Below are 20,801 nucleotides of genomic sequence, written 5' to 3' on the forward strand. Positions count from 1 at the left end.
GTTAAGTACCTCGCGTGACTTTTTTTCTTGACGCTTTCTTGAGAACGGGAGTACGTTTAACGTAGACTTTTTTCAGAAAAGAGGATTCCTATGCTCTATGTACTCGTAGGTCTCGCAGGTGTTCTCGGTGCCTCTGCTCGTTATGGACTCGGGCTGCTGATTGGCGACTTGACGACCGGTCCTTTCCCATGGTCGACGCTCGCTATCAACTTAATCGGGAGCTTTCTCTTGGGCTATGCGACCCACTTTTTATTTCGAACGAAACTCTTACACCAGTATGCAATTACAGCCATCGGCACGGGCTTTATTGGATCATTTACAACATTTTCGACGTTCAGCGTAGAAACCGTGACCTTAATCCAAACACATCATATAGCAGATGCCCTTTTATATGTTCTCATCAGTCTGTTTGGTGGCTTATTCCTGTCTTATCTCGGTTATACGCTTGGGACAAGACGGCTGCGTCGCGTGACGAAAGGACGTGAGTGAATGGAATTAATCGCCCTCGCTATCGGTGCTTTTTGTGGTGCTATTAGCCGGTTCGCCGTCAGTCAATGGATGAAGACGTTTTGGAAACGTGAATTTCCACTAGCCACATTTCTGATTAACGTAATCGGTTCATTTTTGCTTGGACTCGTAATCGGGGCGCATCTCGATACGAGTTGGACCTTGTTACTCGGTACCGGCCTCCTTGGATCGTTCACGACGTTCTCGACGTTTAAGATCGAGACGTTACAACTCTTGCAAGATGGAAATCGAAAAGTACTCGTCCTCTATCTCGTCGCGAGCTATAGTTTCGGAATTATTGCAGCCTTCCTTGGAGTCACACTGACAGCTTGAACGAAAAAAAGGCGACGGATTTTCATCCGATCGCCTCTTGTTGTATCCATTTCAGCTTAGTCATTCATCCAGAACAAGCCGACTGTTTCTGCTCCAGCATGCGTTCCGATCGCAGGACCGAATGTCCCTTCAAGAATCGTCAAATCCGGGAACTTCGCTGCGACTTGTTGACGCAGTTCCGTCGCCATTTCCGGTGCCATCGTCGTCGCGACATAAATTCGATTTTTATAAAACGTGTGCTGGCGCATTGACTCATCGATTTGTTTGACCATTTCGATATAAGCTTTTTTCAGCGAACGTGCTTTTTTGAACGGAACGACTTTTCCAGCTTCATCCGTCGTGATGATCGGCTTGATGCTGAGCAAGTTCGCAAGGAATAGGTCTCCCGACGAAACACGTCCACCACGACGCATCGTCTCCATATTTCCGACGATCATATAGAAATGCGTCTTCTTTGTCAGCGCTTGTAATGCTGCTACGATTTCCTCGACGGATTTACCTTGTGCCTCGAGTTCCATCCCGTAACGAATGAATTCCTGCTGGTTCTCGAACGCTGTATGAGAGTCAATGATGTGAACGGGGAAGCTGGCTGCTTCCGCTGCAGATGCTGAACTTTGAACAGTACTTGAGAGTCCATTTGTACAATGCACCGCAATCGCACAGTCATAGCCTTCTTCTTTTAGCCGTTCATATGTTCCAACGAACTCACCAAAGATTGGTTGCGATGTCTTCGCAATCAGTTTCTTATCCGCGTCAAGCGCACGGAACAGTCGCTCGACTGTGATCGCATTCTCTTGATACGCCGTATCGCCGAGCAAGATTTGAATCGGTACGACATTGACGCCGATTGTTTCTGCCTCTTCCTTCGCGAAATAGGCCATACTATCGGTCACCCATGCTATTTTAGTCATTTCCCTAGCCTCCGTTAGATTCTTCTCGCTTTATCCTACCATATACAGAAGGGGAAATCGCAAGAAACGTCATGACATCACCTGAAAATGAAACGATGTGTGCTTATGATAACGCTCGCCAGCATGCAAGACGACAGAAGGGAAATTCGGTTGATTGATCGCATCCGGTAACCCTTGTGTCTCAAAACAGATTCCAAGGTATGGTGTCGCCCGGCGACCACAAATCGTGAAGTCGCCTGACAAGTGATTGGCAGTGTAAACGACGACTCCCGGTTGATCGGTCACAACCCGTAATCGTCGACCACTGATTGGTTCGTCAAGAACGATTTCCCCACCCTCTTTGAGCAAGAAGGGATGATCAACACCACTACCTGCTTGGCGTAGTTCTTCGTCTGGTGCGTGTGTCACTTCATGTAGCGGACGCGCTTCCGAAAAATCAAAGACAGTTCCTGCCACAGGGAGGATGTCACCAGTCGGTACAGCCTCTTTCGTCAACGGGACATAAAAAGGTGCATCCATTTGTAGGATATGCTGTTCGACCGTCGTTTTTGCTTCACCCGTCAAATTAAAATACGTGTGGTTTGTCGGACTGAATGGGGTCGACGCCGTCGTCTCCGCCTCATAATGAACCTGAAGAACATCCTCATCCGTCCATTTAAATGTCAGCGTGAACGACAAATGACCGGGGTATCCGTTCTCGCCGCTCGGACTATCTAAGCGTAGGATCAGATCGTTCTCGTTGATTTCGTGCGTGAACATCCGGTTCGCCCAGTTTTCGCTTCCACCGTGCAGATGATGTTCACCTTCATTTTGCTCAAGGACATATGTCATCCCCTCAAGTGCGAACGCTCCGTTCGCAATTCGTCCCCCGACACGTCCAATCGTTGCGCCTAAATGATGTGGATCATCCTGGTATTCCGACAGGTCATCAAATGCGAGTACGACGTTTTCAATCGTTCCTTGCTGATCCGGAACACGTATGGCAAGAATCTTCGCCCCTCGGTTCAAGATATCGATGCTATGTCCGTGCGTATTCTGTAAGGTGAAGCAGAGCAAGGACTCATCACCGAACTGTCCCACTTTAGTTGTCGTAATCATCATTCGTTTCCTCCTGTACGTTACATTTTCCTGTTTTCCTTTTTACCCTTGGAACGATACAAAAAAACAACAACGGCGAAATGCCATTGTTGTCATAGGGATGGAAGAGGTAATCGTACTTCGATCCGTGTTCCTTGATGGATGATCGAATGGACATGTAATGTTGCAGCCGGACCGTATGTCACGTCTAATGCACGTCGAATCAGGAACAGGTTCGAATCCCCCGCGTCTTTTTGATCTAGTTGTTGCATCACAGTAAACGGTACGCCTTGCCCATTGTCCGTGACTTCGATGACCCAGTCGGTTGTCGCCTTAAAGGCACGAACATCAATCCGATGATGCCGTCCTGCCTTTACGAACGCATGACGCAGCGCATTATCGACAAGCTGTGTCACGAGAAATGGAAAGACGAAATATTCCTCAACGGCAGTCTCGATATCGAGATCGACCGTGATATCAGCGGATGTCAGTTGATTCGGACGGCGTCGTGTTCCTTCGAGTGACAAGTATGCTTTTAAGGTCGCTAATTCTTCACGTAATGGATGTTCATCATGCCGCGTAGCTGCCGTCAGAAGCTCTAATAGTGCATTCAGTTGATGTTTCACAGGAGTTCCCGGATCAGCTGTCCGTTGAATCTCTTCGATGATTCCTTTGAGATAGGTCACATGTAACATCGGTTTCATTTTTCGTCCACTTACTCGGCTCAATTGCTCTTCCCGGTGTATATTCAGCTCTCGTACTAATAACCCGACGAGTTGTTCCGTCATCCGCTCCGCCGTGTCGTCAAATAAATCTTTGGAAAAGTAACAGATCACACCGGCTTTTTGACCGTTAATGCGCATCGGATGAAAACTCAAAATTTGTCCTGTTTGCTCATCTTCTTTTCGTACAGGTTCTTCTGCCTCGATCCATTGTTGTTCCTCACGTCTCGGCTGCTCGCCACAGACCGCAAGTTTCTGATTAGTCATATCGATAACGACCTCTGTCGCCCCGATCAATACGATCCGTTGCATCTTTGTTTCTTTTAATAACGTCGCCCCAATCTGTCGTGCCACTTCTGAAGTCAATCCCTGCTTCCGTAATGGTTGCAAAGCTTGCAGTAGGCGATCGGAACGTTCGGTTTGTTGGACGAAGAGCGCTCCTTCGAGTCGAAGCTGCGTTCGTAAAATCATGATGAACAGGACGACACCGCACGTGTTGGCGAACAGTAACGGAAAAGCGGCACGACTCATCAAATCAAGCGCTTCTGTCGTATCCGGTGCAAGTAATAATGTGATACCACTCTCAAACAATAAGGCCGTCAATACGATACCAACCGGTGGAACGAGCGCATGGTTATCCCGTAAACGCCATCGCTTTCGGTACCAGCCGCTCGCGAGTCCAGCGATCATCGCGATGATCCAGCCAGCTTCCGCCCCTAACGAACCAAGCACGTAACGGTGTAGACCGACTAAGCATCCCGTGATCCCACCGACCACCGGTCCACCAATCAATCCACTTGTCACAATGACAGCCAGTCTTGTATCGAGCACCAGGGCATCTTTTTCGACTGCTAATCCGAGTAATGGATCAATCGTCGTATCTTTCGAAAGTTCAATTCCTGCGTAGTTCATCAATATACCAGATGACACAAAAGCGAAAAGAAGTGGAAGATTCATCCCGCGGTCCATTTTAAATATGTATCGAGAAATGCGCCACTGGGATAATAAAAAGGCTAACAGTGCTAACATACCTAAACGACTTAGTAAAAATGGAATCTGCTCGAGCACGGAATACCTCCTCGTTTCATGGGACACCAATCAACAATAAAGTAATACTAGATTAGATTCCCGTTCACCTCGGCATTCTCCTATCACGACTGTCGAAAGTTCGCACAATCCGTCCATTCTTGATTTTTTGACTGATGTGATGCAAAAAAGCCGGCTCCTCGATGAGGAACCGACCATCTTATGCTTCTGCTTCTACCTGTTCAGCTGGATGCAACCAAATCTTGACGCGATTGATTTGATAATTCTCCATCTCCATCACTTCGACTGAAAAGTCTGGTGTGTCGATGTGTTCACCCGGTTGGAGATCGATGTTGTGCATCTGAATCCAGCCACCGATCGTATCGACATCTTCGACATTCGTAAAGCGAATATTGAAGCGGTCTTCTAAGTCAGCGAGCAGGACTGTACCGTCGAGTAGGAACTCATCCGATTTAACCTGTTCGATTTCCTCGATTTCATCCGCATCGAATTCATCACGAATCTCTCCGACGATTTCTTCAAGTAAGTCTTCCATTGAAACGAGGCCTGCTGTCCCACCATATTCGTCGACGACGAGTACGAGATGGGTCCGCGTTCGCTTCATCTTCCGCAACGTATCTTGAAGTGACGTCACTTCAGAAACGACTGGTAATTCTTTGACGTAGTGCGTGACAGGATGTTCGTTGCCGTTCGCATAATCCGTCAAGACTTCTTTGACATTGACGTATCCAAGGATACGGTCTTTATCGTTTTCTTCTGTGACCGGATAACGCGTATACGGATTATCCATGAAGATCTCCATTAATTCATTCTTCGTTAAACGTTCCGAGATCGTTTCCATACGCATCCGTGGGACCATTAAATCTTTGACGATATGCTCATCAAACGCAAAAACATTCTGCATGAGAGCAAGCTCCGTTTGGTTGATTTCACCACTTTGGAAACTTTGCGCCATGATGATTTTCAATTCATCTTCCGAGTGGGCTTGTTCGTGCCCTGCCGGTTTGACGCCAAACAGACCAAGGAACAAGCGAGCTGAACCGTTGAGTAACCAGATGAACGGATACATGATTTTACCGAACACATACAGCGGACGGGCAAATAGTAACGTCATCCGTTCTGCATACTGAATCGCAAGTGTCTTCGGAGCGAGTTCACCGATGACGACGTGTAAGAACGTCACGGATACAAACGCGATACCAAACGACAAGAGTGTTGAAACCGCAGCAGAGATACCGAAGTCATCGAAGACAGGATGTAAAATCTTTTCGACTGTCGGTTCACCAAGTGCCCCAAGACCAAGTGCTGTGACTGTGATACCGAGCTGACAGGCTGACAAGTAGTAATCGAGGTCACCGGCAATTTTCTTTGCAAGCACGGCACTTTTATTACCTTCTTGAATCATCTGATCCAAACGCGACATCCGAACTTTAACGACAGCAAACTCCGAGCCGACGAAAAAAGCCGTCAACACGATCAACAACACCACTAAAAATAAATTGATGAATAATATAGTATCCAAAATCCCCTAAACAGGGGTCACCTCCATTGTTTTGTATTAAAGCTGTGCAATCAAGGAAGCAATCAATGTGAGACGCCGTGACAGTTCTAAGCGGATCGCTTGTTTTTCGACGTCTGTCGAATTTAGCAAACGTTGCTCAAGTCCTTCAACCGTCGCCTGTAATTGTTTCACTTCCTGATAAATCGTCTCCCCTGTTTTTTCTTCCCGTTCCGTAAAAGAAGCAAGAATCTCTTGCAGGGAAAGTCGTTGAGACTTCAAATATTCAATCTGTTCGATTTGATGAATGACCGATTCGTCATACAAACGGTAACCAGATGCTGTACGCTCTGGTGTTAAGAGACCGAGTGATGTGTAATAATCGATTGTTCGTTTTGATAAGCCGGTGGTCTCCGCGACCTGACCGATTCGAAGTAACGCCTTCCCAAAAGATTCTCACCTCCTTTCCATAGCTAGTCCTTTTATCTTATCACGTCAAAACCATACAGTAAAACGTCGCGCTTTTTCGAAATAAAACGGCTACTCCCTTTTATTAAGAGAGTAACCGTCCATTGCTTTCCATTTTTTAGACTGTCGCAACTGGTTCTTCGACTGAAGTACCGACGATCGACCGTTCTAGCAGTTCGACGACGTCGTACGTGGCGACTGCCTCGTCCACTTCCTTCGCCTTCGTTCCGTCACTGAGCATCGTCAAACAGTACGGACATGCTGACCCGATGACAGAAGGTTGAACCGTCAGTAATTGCTCCGTCCGTGCAACGTTGACCCGGGCGCCGACTTTCTCTTCTTGCCACATCATCCCGCCACCAGCACCACAACACATTCCTTTTTCGCGATTGCGTTCCGTCTCGACGAGCGTGATGCCCGGAATCTTCTCGAGAATATAGCGCGGTGCGTCATAAATATCATTGTAGCGACCAAGGTAACACGAATCATGATAGACGACACGCTCCTTGACCTCGTGGAGCGGTGTAATCCGTTTCTCGTCAATCAAGCGTGCAAGTAACTCGGTGTGGTGATAGACTTCGACGTCCGGACTGAGTCCGAAGTCGGGGTACTCATTTTTAAACGTATTGTAAGCATGCGGATCGATCGTAACGATCTTTTTAACGCCATACTTTTCAAATGATTTGATGTTTGCTTCCGCGAGTTCTTGGAACAAGACTTCGTTCCCGATTCGACGTGGTGTATCGCCCGAGTTCTTCTCGTCATTTCCGAGAATCGCAAACGAGATATCGGCCTCGTTCAGAATACGCGCAAACGCCATCGCGATTTTTTGACTCCGGTTATCGTACGATCCCATCGCACCGACCCAGAACAGGTACTCGAAGTCTTCGCCAGCCTTTTTCTTCTCCTTCGCTGTCGGAACGACGAGTTCATCGCGGTTCTTACGCCAGTTTTCACGTTCTTTCCGGTTCATCCCCCACGGATTACCTTGACGTTCGATGTTTGCCATCGTCCGTTGCATCTCCGGATCCATCTTCCCTTCCATCATGACAAGATGACGGCGAAGATCGATGATTTTATCAACATGTTCGTTCATGACCGGACACTGATCTTCACAGTTTCGACATGTCGTACATGCCCAGATTTCTTCTTCCGTGATGACGTTCCCAATCAATGAATCGGGAACGATATCCATCTGTCCAGCTGCTGCGAGTGAAGCGATTTGATTGCCTTGCGATCCTTCGAACGCAAAGGCCGGTGCCCACGGTGAGCGTTGTGTGATTGCTGCCGTTTTCATGTTGAGATGATCTCGTAACTTGACGATTAAATCCATCGGCGACAACATTTTGCCTGTACCGCTCGCCGGACACATATTCGTACAGCGTCCACACTCGACACAAGCATACAAATCAACAAGTTGTTTCTGGTTGAAATCTTCGATTCGGTTAACGCCGAAGCTAAATTCCGCTTCGTCGTCTTCTGCTTCTTCCATGACTGATAGATCAATCGGTGCTAACCGTCCGACTTTCGACGTTCGACCAAGCCAAACGTTCGCTGTACCGGCAATCAAGTGAGCATGCTTACCTTGCGGGATATATACCATGAAGCTAAGTAAGAACAGCAAGTGCGCCCACCAGAAGAAGACGAATAATCCGAAAGCGACTGATTCTGGTACCCAGCTAAATAAGAACGCGATGCTTGAAGCGACCGGTTCTCCGAATGTCGAATGATTCTCATAGACAAGGAAGAATCCGTTTCCGAACAGGACGGCGACCATCAAGCCACCAATGAAGATTAACGCAAGACCTGCCATGAAATTTCGCTTTAAGCGAACGAGCTTCTCGACATACCGGCGATAAAATCCCCAAACGACGGCAATCAGGATGACGAGCATGACGATTTCTTGGAAGAATGTAAAAAACGGATAGAGCGGACCGAGCGGGATATGCGGAAAACGCTGACCGACAGCGAGTCCTTTCCAAATAAAATCAATCGCTCCGAATTGAACGAGTAAGAATCCATAGAACATCATGACGTGAATGGCGCCACTTTTCTTATCCTTTAACAATTTCTTTTGACCGAAGACGTTTACTAAGACCGCGTCTAGTCGTTCTTTGTTCGTCAGTGTCCACTCCGCCTTTTTCCCCCGTTTAATAGCAGTGTAACGACTTTTGACGAGTGATGTGAACAGATAGCCCGCATATCCGATAACGAGTAGGAAGGCAATCCAGTTGATGATTAAAAACGTATTCATGTTCGAACAAACCCCTTTCCCCCTAAAGCAGTTGTGTTGAAATGAGTATAGCACAGAATGAATGACTATTCATTCATAAAATTTCAAATAAATTTCCTCTTTATTTATTGACTTAATCTTACAAAAAATGATTACATCCATAAAAAGTAAGTCATCTTAGATATGGTTGTTTTATTTATATACATATTAGGAGGTTTCATCATGCAAGGTATTCTTCAACATCCAAGCGGTCTAGTCAAAGAAGTCAAAGCAGGCTTTTCTTGGACAACATTCTTTTTCGGCTTTTTTCCGTGGCGATTTTAAATGGGGATTGATTCAACTCGTTCTCGCAATCGTCGTCGGTACGGCTACTGTAGGTTTTGGTACAGGTCTCGTCAGTCTCGTTTTTTCCTTTATTTATAATAAAATCTATATCAACGAGTTGATTGAAAAAGGCTATCGTCCAATCGATACCTCATTCCAACAAGCATTAAAACAACGTGGTATCCATGCACGTCTACTATCTGAAACGTCTGCTCCTCAAGAAGCAGCATTCTAAGCAAAAAGAACGGATCGATCCTTTGCAGGAGCGAATCCGTTCTTTTTGCTTACCACTTCATCTCTTCAAACATATAATACCTCGTATATTGTTTTTCTAGATATGTACACAACGGAAGACGAATGTGCTCACTTGTGATGTACTCCGCTAGCTCTCTTTGGTTGATCCACTTCGTCTCGATGATTTCTTCATCAGGATCATTCGGATCAAGTACTCCGCTCACCTCACAATCAAAATAAGTCACGAGGCTGTGCGCTTGATGCGTTGGCATGAAGTTCTCCGTCAAAAAGGCAAGCGTTGACGCAGTGACCGTTAAACCAGTCTCTTCAGCGACTTCGCGACGAAGTGCTTGCTCGAGTGTCTCCCCGTCTTCAATCTGACCGCCGGGTAAGCTCCACCGGACATCCAGTCCCGATTGATTGTTGACGATGAGCAGTTGATCGCCCTTGCGGATGATTGCGACGATGATTCGATAAAGTGGATACATGACTCTTCCTCCTAAAAAGACCACCTTGCTAAAAAACAAGATGGTCTGATTAATTGTTTACTCCAAGCCGAGTGATTGTGGCAGACGGACGGCACGTGCAAAAGCATTTTTATAGTCTTTTTTCGCGACTAACTTTTCGACTTCACGGATTGCTGGATGCTGTTCGTCCGCGAATGCACCAAGGATCGTCAAGTAACGTTCGTATACTTGATCGTCTTCCTGACGTGCTTTCAAGAGCGCCGTATACAGCATGACGATATCTTCGCCGTATAAGACAGGTAGTTCTTCGTTGATTAAAAGAAGCGTATCAATCGCTTCCGGATCGACCTTCGGATTATATTCCGTGATGACCTGTTCTGCGAGTCCTTCAAGTTGATCACGCCATTCGTTGTAGCGCGGCTCATCGTTTTCGAGCCACTCGAACCACTCCTCTTCCATCATCTGTTCCATTTGACGTACTGTTTGTTCAAATGCCATTCGTCTCACTCCGTTTCCAAGTTAAATCAATCGTATACGTACCGACTGCTTGTCCATTCATCTTCAATGTATAGCGGAACTGCATCTGTTGTGGTTTCATCTCAATTGTCTTCGTGTCTGTTTCCATCAACATCTGACCGAATTGACTACCATACTGGCTTTTTGTCGTCTCCCCTAAAATGAAGACGTGATGCATCGCAACGGGTCCTTTTCGATTCAACGCAATTTGATCTTTCGACCATTTGATCGTCGTATCGATCGGTTGTTCATCCGGCTGAACGAACTTCACGGCAAAGCCGTCTTTTGTTTCGAACAGTGTTCCGTCCGCCTCAAGCTCGACCGATTCACGCATCGGACCGTCTTCAATCGTCGTCACTTGGCGTAACGCCACCGGGTACTGTGCTGGTTTCACTTTTATCACCTCACCGTTTAGCGTACACGATTTTTTCGTCTCATGCACCTTCTGCTTATGGACATCAAAAAAACGGATTCGATCTGTATCGAATCCGTTCAAAAAATAGCTTAATACTTAACGTACACGGTATAGACGTGCTTCGAATGGACGAAGTTCCAGTTCTGTTCCTTCGTGATGCATCGTCGGATAGTTGCCGAGCAACATATTTTCCGAATGCAAGATAATGTCCGTATCGATTTCTGCCGTCTCCCCTTTTAAGTTCGTGACGACCAAGAATTGCTCGTTACCAAGCGTCCGTGTATACGCGTAGACTTTCTTATCTTCCGGTAAGAGGAGATCGTATGCCCCGTAAATCAATGTCTCTTCCATCTTACGGATTTGAATCATTCGTTTATAGAAGTTCAAGATTGAATCTTCGTCTTGTTCTTGCGACGCAACGTTGATATCCGCGTAGTTCGGGTTAACGCCGAACCATGGGGATTGATTCGAGAACCCACCGTTTTGCTCGTTCGTCCATTGCATTGGTGTCCGTGAATTATCACGGGACGAGTTCCAGATGACTTCCATGATTTCTTCATGTGTTTTCCCGGAAGCGAGTTGCATCTCGTACATGTTCTTCGTCGCAACATCGTCATAATCTGAGATGTCCGGGAACTGAACGTTCGTCATGCCGATTTCTTGGCCTTGATAGATGAACGGTGTACCTTGCATAAAGAAATACATCATCGCAAGCGACTTCGCACTCTCTTTCCAGTACTGTTCTTCGTCACCCCAAAGGGAAACGGAACGTACCTTATCATGGTTTTCGAGGTACAGTGCGTTCCACCCTGTTGCTTCAAGTCCTTTTTGCCATTTCGTCAACACTTGTTTGAGTTTGACGACGTCAACGCCTTTTTCAGCATCAGCACGCCAAAGATCCATATGTTCGAACTGGAAGACCATGTTCATCTTGCCGTTCTCTTCTCCGACCCAAAGGTCTGCTTCTTCCGGTGTCACGCCGTTCGCTTCCCCGACTGTCATGATGTCGTATTTCGAGAACGTCTCATCCTTTAACTCTTCGAGATACGCATGGATCCCTTCAACGTTCATGTGCATATCGAATGACGGCACATACGGCATACCGAGTGGATTCGGGAGGTCTGCGAACGACTGATCTTTATTGATGTGACTAATTGCATCGATGCGGAAACCATCGATTCCTTTATCGAGCCACCAATTGATCATCGTATAGACCGCTTGACGCATGTCCCGATTTTGCCAGTTCAAGTCCGGCTGACGACGTGAGAAGACATGCAAGAAGTATTGCTCTGTCTTTTCATCATATTCCCATGCTGATCCACCGAAAATACTTTCCCAGTTATTCGGTTCACCACCATTAACAGCATCTTTCCAAATGTACCAGTCACGTTTCTCATTGTCTTTTGACGAACGCGATTCAAGGAACCACGGGTGCTCATCAGACGTGTGGTTGACAACGAGATCAAGCAAGACCTTAATATCACGTTTATGCGCTTCTTCCATTAAGAGATCGAAGTCAGCCATCGTACCGAATTCATCCATGATGTCTTCATAATCACTGATATCATATCCGTTGTCATCATTCGGCGATTTGAACATCGGACAAATCCAAAGCACGTCAACACCAAGATCTTTCAAGTAATCGAGTTTTGCGATGATACCCGGAATATCGCCGATTCCATCGTTATTTGCGTCATAAAAGCTGCGTGGATAGATTTGGTAAGCAACTGCTTCTTTCCACCAAGCTCGTGTAATTGTTTGTTGGGCCGTTTCAGGGCGCGGTATCATTTGTGTCATGTGTCATGAATCCTCTCGTAGGTCAGTCTTTTGGTGTTGTTTTCATCTGTCATTTAACATTTATGCATATAGCGCAACCGATTGCGCAAATCCTCTACCTTTATCTTATCAAATCCACTTCCAAAGTCAATGTTTCGGGGGTCATTCCACCATTTCACATCAACTGCTGTCACTCTTTGTTTACGCTGAATATTTCATCTCGTTTTACATTACATTTACTGAATTATCCTACACTGTTTATCGGTCGATTTCTACCCTTTTGCATAACCTTTCCTTCCCAAAGTGAATCTTTTTTTCGTCGTTCGGGTATACCCTTATCAATGCACGTAAAAAAAGGGGGATTTTTAGGATGAATGGACAATTTTTCATCGGTGGTCAATGGCTCGATCATGACCGTGAACGAACGGACGTTACAAATCCAGCGACCGGGGAAGTCGTCGGCAGCGTACCAAACGGCACGAAATCAGATGTCAACGATGCAGTCGAAGCAGCGCGAAAAGCATTTCCCGATTGGTCAAAGCGAACAGTCTATGAACGAGCTGAACTACTCGAAAAACTGTATGCGAAGATGATCGAGAAAAAGGATGAACTGGCCCGTCTGATGACACTTGAGATGGGGAAACCACTCGCCGAATCAGAAGGTGAAGTCCAGTATGCGGCAAACTTCGTCAAATGGTTCGCAGAAGAAGGAAAACGCGCTTATGGTCGTGTCATTCCGACTCATGATGCGGGCAAACGATTACAGGTCATCAAACAGCCGGTCGGTGTCGTTGCTGCGATCACACCGTGGAACTTTCCGGCGGCCATGATTACACGAAAGCTTGCTCCGGCACTCGCCGCTGGGTGTACGTTTGTCCTAAAACCACCAACAGCGACTCCGTTAACTGCCCTTCGTCTCCTTGAACTCTGTCAGGAAGTCGGTATTCCTGAAGGTGTCGTTAATGCAGTGACGGGCAGCGGGAAAGCACTCGGTGAATCGCTCGCAACACATCCACACGTTGATAAAATCACCTTCACCGGTTCAACAGAAGTCGGACGGACGTTAATGGCACAAGGAGCAGAGACGATCAAGGCGATGTCGCTTGAACTCGGGGGTCACGCACCGATTCTTGTCTTTGATGACTGTGACCTCGATTTAGCTGTCGCTGAGACGATTAAATCGAAGTTCCGCAATGGCGGACAGACATGTGTCTGCGGAAACCGGATTTATGTATCCGACTCGATTTATGACGCGTTTGTTGAAAAACTCGGGCAAGAAGCTGCGAAGTTGAAGACCGGAAATGGTCTTGAGGCTGAGACGAAGATTGGACCGATGATTAATAAGTCAGGTTACGATAAAGTCAAAAAACACGTTGACGATGCGACATCCGCTGGTGCCCGAGTCGTCACGGGTGGCACCGGTAATGCCGATGAAGACAATGACGTCTATTACTATGAAGCAACCGTTCTAGCTGATGTCACACCAGGCATGTTGATTATGAACGAAGAGACGTTTGGTCCGGTCGCACCAGTACAACGTGTCAGTTCAGATGAAGAAGCGGTCCATTATGCGAACCAGACTCCATTCGGTCTCGCTTCCTACGTCTTTACGAAGGATTACGCACGTGCGATTCGTGCGATTGAGGGACTTGATTACGGCATTGTTGGTTGGAATGATGGGGTTCCTTCAGCAGCACAAGCACCATTCGGTGGCATGAAGCAGTCAGGTGTCGGTCGTGAAGGTGGTAGCGAAGGTCTAGAAGCCTATCTTGAGACGAAATACATCTCAATTGGCGGTCTAGCATGAACGCGGCAGACTGGTTCGTCCAATGTTTAGAAGCAGAGGGTGTCACGCATATTTTTGGTGTTCCTGGAGAAGAAAACATCACATTGCTCGAATCACTCAGTCGTTCATCGATCACCTTCATTACGACACGCCATGAAACGAACGCTGCTTTCATGGCTGCGATGTTTGGTCGTCTTAGCGGGCGCCCGGGTGTCTGTTTATCGACGCTTGGTCCTGGTGCAACTAATATGATGACCGGTATCGCGAGTGCAACGATGGACCACTCCCCTGTCGTCGCGATTACAGGACAAGGTGCAACGGCACGGCAGCATAAGGCATCACATCAAATGTTTGATCTCGTTGATCTGTATCGTCCCGTCACGAAATCAAGTACGTCCGTCCTGACGCCAGAGATCATTCCGGAAATCGTACGTCGTGCCTTTGCGACAGCAAGCAGTGAAAAGCCGGGAGCAACACATATTTCTTTTCCGGAAGACATCGCAAAACAAGAACGCGATCAACCCGTGACACCGCTGCAAAGTGATAGTGCGCCGACCTATCTTCATTCCTTAACGATTGATGATCCTGATGTTTTACGTCTGATTGAGCGAGCAAAACAACCGGTTATCATTGCCGGCTTCGGTATCCACCGGCAACAGGCAATCGAGTCGTTTCGAGCATTCGCTGAAAAACTACAGGCTCCTGTCGTCGAGACAATGATGGGCAAAGGGGCGATTTCCTCACAGCACCCACTTGCTGCACATACAATCGGCTTACCCGACGTCGACTACAATCAGCAAATTCTTGAGATGAGTGACCTCATTATTACGGTTGGCTACGATATTACTGAGTTGCCACCACAAAAATGGAACCCAAAAAAGACACCTGTTGTTCATCTCGATACGAATCCACATGAAATCGATGCGCACTACCCGGTCGTCGCAAACTTAGTTGGACCACTTGCCGAATTACTGACTGTGTTGACTCCGTTACTTCCTGAGCGCGCGTGGGACGGCTGGCAACATGATCGCGATAAATTACGCGAAGAAATCCAAGAAACGTATTCGCTCGCTCTTCCTTTACACCCGCAAAGTATCGTTCGAGAACTCGAGCGAACTGTCGGAGAGAATGGCATGGTCTTCTCAGACGTCGGTGCCCATAAGGTCTGGCTTGCGCGTCATTATCAAACGACGCGTCCAGATCAATTATTCATTTCGAACGGTTTTGCTTCGATGGGCTATGGTTTATCGAGTGCACTCGCAGCCAAACTGTTATATCCAGATCGGCGCATCGTCTGTGCCGCTGGAGACGGTGCTTTCTTGATGAATGGACAGGACCTAGAAACTGCCGTTCGTTTGAAACTTCCGCTCGTCGTACTAATTTGGCGTGACGGCACCTACGGACTAATCGAATGGAAACAGCAACAAGCTTACGGACGTTCATCCTATATCACGTTTGATAATCCGGATCTCGTTCAACTGGCTCATGCCTTCGGGGCACTTGGTCTTCGTGTCGGTGAAAATGGTTCCCTTGCACACTGTCTTGATCAAGCATTTGCGAGCGATGGACCCGTTTTAATTGACTGTCCGGTCGATTACCGGGAAAATCTAAAGTTAAGTGAACGTCTCCGGACGTATGGAGGGTGAAAATATGACACAACCACGTAAACTGCAATCGATTTCTGATTTTGATCAATTTGCTTCCGAACACACAGCGTTCGTGATCTGCAAACACAGTACGACTTGCCCGATCAGCGCTGCTGGCTTTTCTGAGTATACGAAGTTCGCAGATGTAACATCTGTCCCAACAGCATATCTCTTCGTTCAAGAAGCTCGGACATTGTCGAACCATATTGCCGAACATTACAACGTTCGACATGAATCACCCCAAGTCTTATTCATTCAAGATGGTAAGTCTGTTTGGACAGCATCTCATTATGACATTACGAAAGATGCGCTCGAAACGAACGTCCAATAACGTCGAATATGAAAACAGCCTCCAGGCTGTTTTTTTTATTCTCTTTTCATAAGAACGCTTTCAATGCTACACAAAAAATAAAATTATCTTTCTTAGCTATTATTATTTGTAATTCGAACTAAATCAGATTAAGATAAACTACAGATAGAACGACCGTATAGAAATCTGTACCGTTAGTTTAGTTAGGAGGATACTCATGCAACAAAGCGCTACTCACACAGCTCGACCTCCCTACGGCATCCTTGCCGTTTTGATGATCGGGGCATTCATTGCTTTCTTAAATAACACCTTGCTTAATATCGCTCTTCCTTCGATCATGAAGGACCTAGCGATTGAACCATCGACGGCTCAATGGCTCTCGACTGGTTTCATGCTCGTCAACGGTGTCTTGATTCCGACATCGGCTTTCTTGATTCAAAAATATTCGGTCCGTCGTCTCTTCTTACTCGCGATGACCCTCTTCTCGACCGGAACGATTCTCGCAGGATTCGCTGAAGTCTTCCCTGTTCTTCTCGCAGGACGAATGATTCAAGCGTCCGGTTCTGCGATCATGATGCCATTACTCATGAACGTCATGCTCGTCAGTTTCCCGATTGAAAAGCGCGGAACCGCGATGGGGTTCTTCGGACTGATCATGATGGGAGCTCCGGCAATCGGACCGACACTGTCTGGTTGGATCATCGAAAATTATGACTGGCGGATGTTATTCCACTTCATCACACCAATCGCCTTGATTGTTCTTGTCGCTGGTTTCTTCTTACTTCGTGACGTTAAGGAACGGTCTGCAGCTCGTATCGATCTCGCTTCCGTCGCGCTGTCGTCGCTCGGCTTCGGTGGCTTATTGTACGGATTCAGCTCTGCCGGTTCTAAAGGATGGGATAGCTTCCACGTCTACGGAGCTCTAATTGTCGGTGTGATCGCACTCGTGACATTCATTTACCGTCAACTCTATATGGAACGTCCGATGCTCAACTTTAAAATTTACCGTTATCCGATGTTCGCCTTGTCTTCTGCCATCTCGATGGTCGTGACGATGGCGATGTTCTCCGGGATGTTATTACTGCCGATTTATGTTCAGACGATTCGCGGTATCTCACCACTTGATGCCGGTCTCATGTTGTTGCCGGGTGCGATCTTGATGGCGGTCATGTCACCAATCAACGGAAAACTGTTCGATAAAATCGGTGGTCGTCCTCTTGCGTTGACTGGTCTGTTCATCACAGTCGTCACAAGTTATTACTTCAGTCAACTTGAGATGGATACGACGTATACGCATCTGATTGTCCTCTATTCACTGCGGATGTTCGGGATGTCAATGGTCATGATGCCGGTTTCAACGAACGGTTTGAATCAGTTACCAACGCGCTACTATCCACACGGAACAGCGATGAATAATACGTTGCAACAAGTATCCGGTGCGATTGGAACAGCATTGCTCGTTACGATCATGTCGACGCACGCGAAGACACGAGGAACGGAACTCGCAGCGGACGCGGCAAAAAACATGACGAGTCAACCGACTGCCGAAGCGGCTGCTGCTTTGAAACAGCAGATCACGATGCAGGCAACGCTTGACGGAATCAACTATGCTTTCTTCATCTCGACGTTCATTGCTGGTCTCGCATTCGTCCTTGCTTTCTTCATTAAGCGCGCTTCACAAGCAGAGGACATCATCAGCGATCAACGCTCATTGAACGAAACCATCGTCAAACCGCAAGTTTCCAATCAATGAGAGTAAAAGCAATCGCCTACGTGCGATTGCTTTTTTTATTAAACAGTTTAAATACTGGTACCCCCTATACCTATATGTTAGAATGAGAGTAACCAAGATAAACATTAAAGGAGGTACGCTCATGACACACGATCATCCCGTCGTTCCACGAACGAACGAAGAACAAGATGCCTTAATGAAACGATTAAAGCGCATCGAAGGACAAGTCCGTGGCATTGCCAATATGGTTGCTGAAGACCGGTATTGTATCGATATCTTAACGCAAACGGCATCGATTCAAGCAGCACTTCGACAAGTCGAACTACAAATCATCGAACGCCATGTCAAGATGTGCATGCATGAAGTCGCGACTCGTCAAGATAGCACAGATGATTACGTCGATGAGTTGATGGCAGTCATTGCCCGTCTGAAAAAGTAAGGAGGGTTTTCTGATGTCACAAACGATTGAGTTTGATATTGAAGGGATGACATGTGCTGCCTGCTCCGCTCGGATCGAAAAAGTTCTCAATCGGATGGATGGCGTTGAAGCAACGGTCAACTTACCACTTGAAACCGCTCGTGTCTCGATTTCCGATGCCTATGACGATCAGGCAATCATCGAAAAAATTCGAAAAATCGGCTATGGAGCAACAGTCAAACAAGCACCTCATGAAACGAAGACGAATCGTCGCATGCTTTACCGATTCATCATCGCAGCCATTCTATCGCTACCGTTACTTGCGAGCATGTTGACACATATTCCGAACAGTCCGTTCCATCTTCCATTCTTGATGAATCCATGGATACAGTTCGCTTTAGCGACACCGGTTCAATTCATCATTGGTGCACCGTTTTATAGCGGAGCGTATAAAAGTTTACGAAGCGGTAGCGCAAATATGGACGTCCTTGTCGCGCTTGGAACATCGGCTGCCTATTTCTATTCCGTTGCCGAAATGCTACTTGTCTCTGACATGCCGCACCTCTACTTTGAGACGAGTGCGATTCTGATTACACTCGTCTTGCTTGGTAAGGTTCTTGAAGACCGCGCCAAACAACAAACGACAGGAGCAATTAAAAGCCTGCTTTCCTTGCAAGCGAAGGAAGCCGTCGTGTTAGAAGATGGACAGGAACGAACTATCTCTATTGATTCGATTCAGACCGGTATGATCTTACTCGTAAAACCTGGAAATAAAATTCCGACTGACGGTATCATTCGTGCAGGCGATGCGTATCTCGATGAAGCGATGTTGACGGGTGAATCCATCCCTGTTCACAAGACGATTGGTGCATCTGTCATTGGCGGTACGTTGAATACAAATGGATCGTTACAGATCGAAGCGACAAAAATCGGACAAGCAACGGTGCTTTCACAAATCATTCGCGTCGTCGAACAAGCGCAAACGGAAAAAGCACCGATCCAGCGACAAGCCGATCGTATCTCTGGTGTGTTCGTGCCGATTGTCGTCGCGATCGCGCTCTTGACATTAGCCGCTTGGTGGATGATCAGTGGATCCTTCGCAGAAGCGATTCGTCCCGCCATCGCGGTCCTTGTCATCGCCTGTCCGTGTGCGCTTGGACTTGCGACACCGACTTCCATCATGGTCGGTACCGGAAAAGGTGCGGAGCGAGGCATCCTCTTTAAAGGCGGTGCTCAACTTGAGAACCTTCAACATGTCGACGCCGTCGTCTTTGATAAAACCGGAACGTTAACGGTCGGTCGTCCCGTCGTCGTCGAGACATTCGGTACAGATGCTGCACTCGATTTTGCTGCTGCGCTCGAACGTCAATCCGAACACCCACTTGCTCGCGCCATTACAGCAGAACGAGATGTCGTCTTTGATATCGAGCAGTTTCACGTCGAGTCTGGACGAGGAATCACGGGGCAGATCATGGGACAAGATATTATCGTCGGCTCAGCCCGCATGATGCAAGAGCGTGGGCTCACGCTTCCCGACTGGACATCCCTTGGGGCAACACTCGTGTACGTCGCTGTCGACGAGGAAGTTACAGCAGGATACGCGATTCGTGATGCCTTGAAAGACTCAGCAAAAGAAACAATTCATCGATTGCGCCAGACAAAAGAAGTCTATTTGCTGACAGGTGATCGTCGTGAAGTTGCTGATCATCTAGCGAAAGAACTCGGTTTGGACCCAGCGTTCGTTTTTGCTGACGTTCTCCCCGTTGAAAAGGCAGATGTCATTCAATCTCTTCAACAAACGAAACGTGTTGCGATGGTCGGAGACGGTATCAATGATGCGCCTGCTCTCGTAACTGCGGATGTTGGCATCGCGCTTGGTAGCGGAACGGATGTTGCGCTTGAAGCAGCCGATGTGACGTTACTCGGACACGATTTAAAGCAAGTATTGCTTGCAATCGAACTCAGTGAGCAGACAATGAAAAACATTCGCCAAAATCTCGTCTTCGCACTCGGTTACAACACGATTGGTATCCCGGTCGCTTTTCTCGGTCTTCTTGCCCCATGGCTTGCGGGTGCAGCGATGGCATTCAGCTCTGTCTCTGTCGTAACGAATGCGTTACGATTAAAACGTACCCCATTATCTGAAGGAGGAACATCATCATGAAAGAAACAACGTTATCTGTTATCGGTATGACATGTAATCACTGTAAAGCGAGTGTCGAATCTGCTTTATCTGAAGTCGAAGGTGTACACAGTGCTTCTGTTTCACTCGAGCAAAATCAAGTCACCGTTCAACACGAAGATGTTGCGCGCGAGCGTCTCGTCGATGCAATCGAAGAGATCGGCTACGATGTACCAACTGCATAATTTTTTACGCCAAG

19 protein-coding genes and 1 pseudogene are annotated in these 20,801 nt (G+C 47.1%); 10 read left to right on the forward strand and 10 right to left on the reverse strand.

All coding sequences use genetic code 11. The features are described 5' to 3' along the window. Positions 1-90 precede the first annotated feature (90 nt). Both crcB (ACV3PA_RS00890) and crcB (ACV3PA_RS00895) read left to right on the forward strand, forming a co-directional pair. Positions 91-489: a fluoride efflux transporter CrcB gene (gene crcB / locus ACV3PA_RS00890; RefSeq protein ID WP_456125396.1), complete on the forward strand. Its 399-nt coding sequence runs from the start codon at positions 91-93 to the stop codon at positions 487-489. After that, on the forward strand, positions 490-840 hold the full coding sequence (gene crcB / locus ACV3PA_RS00895; protein ID WP_456125397.1) for a fluoride efflux transporter CrcB: 351 nt from the start codon (positions 490-492) through the stop codon (positions 838-840). A 56-nt stretch (positions 841-896) separates the two neighbouring features. Here the strand turns inward: crcB (ACV3PA_RS00895) and ACV3PA_RS00900 are convergent, their stop codons facing one another. From ACV3PA_RS00900 to ACV3PA_RS00925, 6 genes are all read right to left on the reverse strand, one after another. After that, positions 897-1,751: a DegV family protein gene (locus ACV3PA_RS00900; RefSeq protein WP_456125398.1), complete on the reverse strand. Its 855-nt coding sequence runs from the start codon at positions 1,749-1,751 to the stop codon at positions 897-899. A gap of 69 nt (positions 1,752-1,820) precedes the next feature. After that, complete coding sequence (locus tag ACV3PA_RS00905) at positions 1,821-2,852, reverse strand: aldose epimerase family protein (RefSeq protein ID WP_456125399.1); 1,032 nt, start codon at positions 2,850-2,852, stop codon at positions 1,821-1,823. 89 nt (positions 2,853-2,941) lie between these two features. After that, positions 2,942-4,618, reverse strand: a complete 1,677-nt coding sequence (locus ACV3PA_RS00910; RefSeq protein ID WP_456125400.1) for a LytS/YhcK type 5TM receptor domain-containing protein — start codon at positions 4,616-4,618, stop codon at positions 2,942-2,944. Between the two features lie 178 nt (positions 4,619-4,796). After that, positions 4,797-6,119, reverse strand: coding sequence for a hemolysin family protein (locus tag ACV3PA_RS00915; RefSeq protein WP_456125401.1), 1,323 nt, complete (start codon positions 6,117-6,119; stop codon positions 4,797-4,799). Between the two features lie 36 nt (positions 6,120-6,155). Continuing rightward, a complete protein-coding gene (locus ACV3PA_RS00920; RefSeq protein WP_456125942.1) occupies positions 6,156-6,524 on the reverse strand; it encodes a MerR family transcriptional regulator in 369 nt (122 codons plus the stop codon). Positions 6,525-6,681: 157 nt separating this feature from the next. Then, entirely contained in the window at positions 6,682-8,817 is a 2,136-nt protein-coding gene (locus ACV3PA_RS00925) for a (Fe-S)-binding protein (RefSeq protein WP_456125402.1), read from the reverse strand. 201 nt (positions 8,818-9,018) lie between these two features. Between ACV3PA_RS00925 and ACV3PA_RS00930 the strand changes: the two are divergent. After that, positions 9,019-9,355 (forward strand): annotated as a pseudogene (locus tag ACV3PA_RS00930) (DUF2628 domain-containing protein). A gap of 49 nt (positions 9,356-9,404) precedes the next feature. On the opposite strand, the gene ACV3PA_RS00935 reads toward ACV3PA_RS00930, so the two are convergent. The 4 genes from ACV3PA_RS00935 to ACV3PA_RS00950 all read right to left on the reverse strand — a co-directional run bounded on the left by ACV3PA_RS00935 (position 9,405) and on the right by ACV3PA_RS00950 (position 12,507). Continuing rightward, complete coding sequence (locus ACV3PA_RS00935) at positions 9,405-9,842, reverse strand: NUDIX domain-containing protein (RefSeq protein WP_456125403.1); 438 nt, start codon at positions 9,840-9,842, stop codon at positions 9,405-9,407. Positions 9,843-9,899: 57 nt separating this feature from the next. Beyond that, a complete protein-coding gene (locus ACV3PA_RS00940; protein ID WP_456125404.1) occupies positions 9,900-10,319 on the reverse strand; it encodes a hypothetical protein in 420 nt (139 codons plus the stop codon). Then, positions 10,309-10,731: a YwiB family protein gene (locus ACV3PA_RS00945; protein WP_456125405.1), complete on the reverse strand. Its 423-nt coding sequence runs from the start codon at positions 10,729-10,731 to the stop codon at positions 10,309-10,311. The genes ACV3PA_RS00940 and ACV3PA_RS00945 overlap by 11 nt, the downstream gene beginning before the upstream one ends. 117 nt (positions 10,732-10,848) lie before the next feature. Continuing rightward, positions 10,849-12,507, reverse strand: a complete 1,659-nt coding sequence (locus tag ACV3PA_RS00950) for a glycoside hydrolase family 13 protein (RefSeq protein ID WP_456125943.1) — start codon at positions 12,505-12,507, stop codon at positions 10,849-10,851. 391 nt (positions 12,508-12,898) lie between these two features. Here ACV3PA_RS00950 and ACV3PA_RS00955 point away from each other — a divergent pair, with 391 nt between their 5' ends. The 7 genes from ACV3PA_RS00955 (at position 12,899) to ACV3PA_RS00985 (ending at position 20,787) form a co-directional block, all read left to right on the forward strand. Continuing rightward, positions 12,899-14,335, forward strand: a complete 1,437-nt coding sequence (locus ACV3PA_RS00955; protein ID WP_456125406.1) for an NAD-dependent succinate-semialdehyde dehydrogenase — start codon at positions 12,899-12,901, stop codon at positions 14,333-14,335. Beyond that, a complete protein-coding gene (locus ACV3PA_RS00960; protein ID WP_456125407.1) occupies positions 14,332-15,960 on the forward strand; it encodes an acetolactate synthase large subunit in 1,629 nt (542 codons plus the stop codon). Before ACV3PA_RS00955 ends, ACV3PA_RS00960 begins: the two co-directional genes overlap by 4 nt. A gap of 4 nt (positions 15,961-15,964) precedes the next feature. Further along, entirely contained in the window at positions 15,965-16,291 is a 327-nt protein-coding gene (ytxJ, locus tag ACV3PA_RS00965) for a bacillithiol system redox-active protein YtxJ (RefSeq protein WP_456125408.1), read from the forward strand. Positions 16,292-16,487: 196 nt separating this feature from the next. Continuing rightward, positions 16,488-18,023 (forward strand): DHA2 family efflux MFS transporter permease subunit, encoded by a 1,536-nt coding sequence (locus ACV3PA_RS00970; protein ID WP_456125409.1) that lies wholly within the window; start codon positions 16,488-16,490, stop codon positions 18,021-18,023. Between the two features lie 121 nt (positions 18,024-18,144). Next, positions 18,145-18,441 carry a metal-sensitive transcriptional regulator gene (locus tag ACV3PA_RS00975; RefSeq protein WP_456125410.1) on the forward strand — a complete coding sequence of 99 codons (297 nt, stop codon included), beginning with the start codon at positions 18,145-18,147 and terminating at the stop codon, positions 18,439-18,441. Between the two features lie 13 nt (positions 18,442-18,454). Continuing rightward, entirely contained in the window at positions 18,455-20,584 is a 2,130-nt protein-coding gene (locus tag ACV3PA_RS00980; protein WP_456125411.1) for a heavy metal translocating P-type ATPase, read from the forward strand. After that, entirely contained in the window at positions 20,581-20,787 is a 207-nt protein-coding gene (locus tag ACV3PA_RS00985) for a cation transporter (RefSeq protein WP_456125412.1), read from the forward strand. Before ACV3PA_RS00980 ends, ACV3PA_RS00985 begins: the two co-directional genes overlap by 4 nt. The last annotated feature ends 14 nt before the right edge of the window (positions 20,788-20,801 follow it).

It is taken from the genome of Exiguobacterium sp. EA-TM-5 (assembly GCF_053878415.1).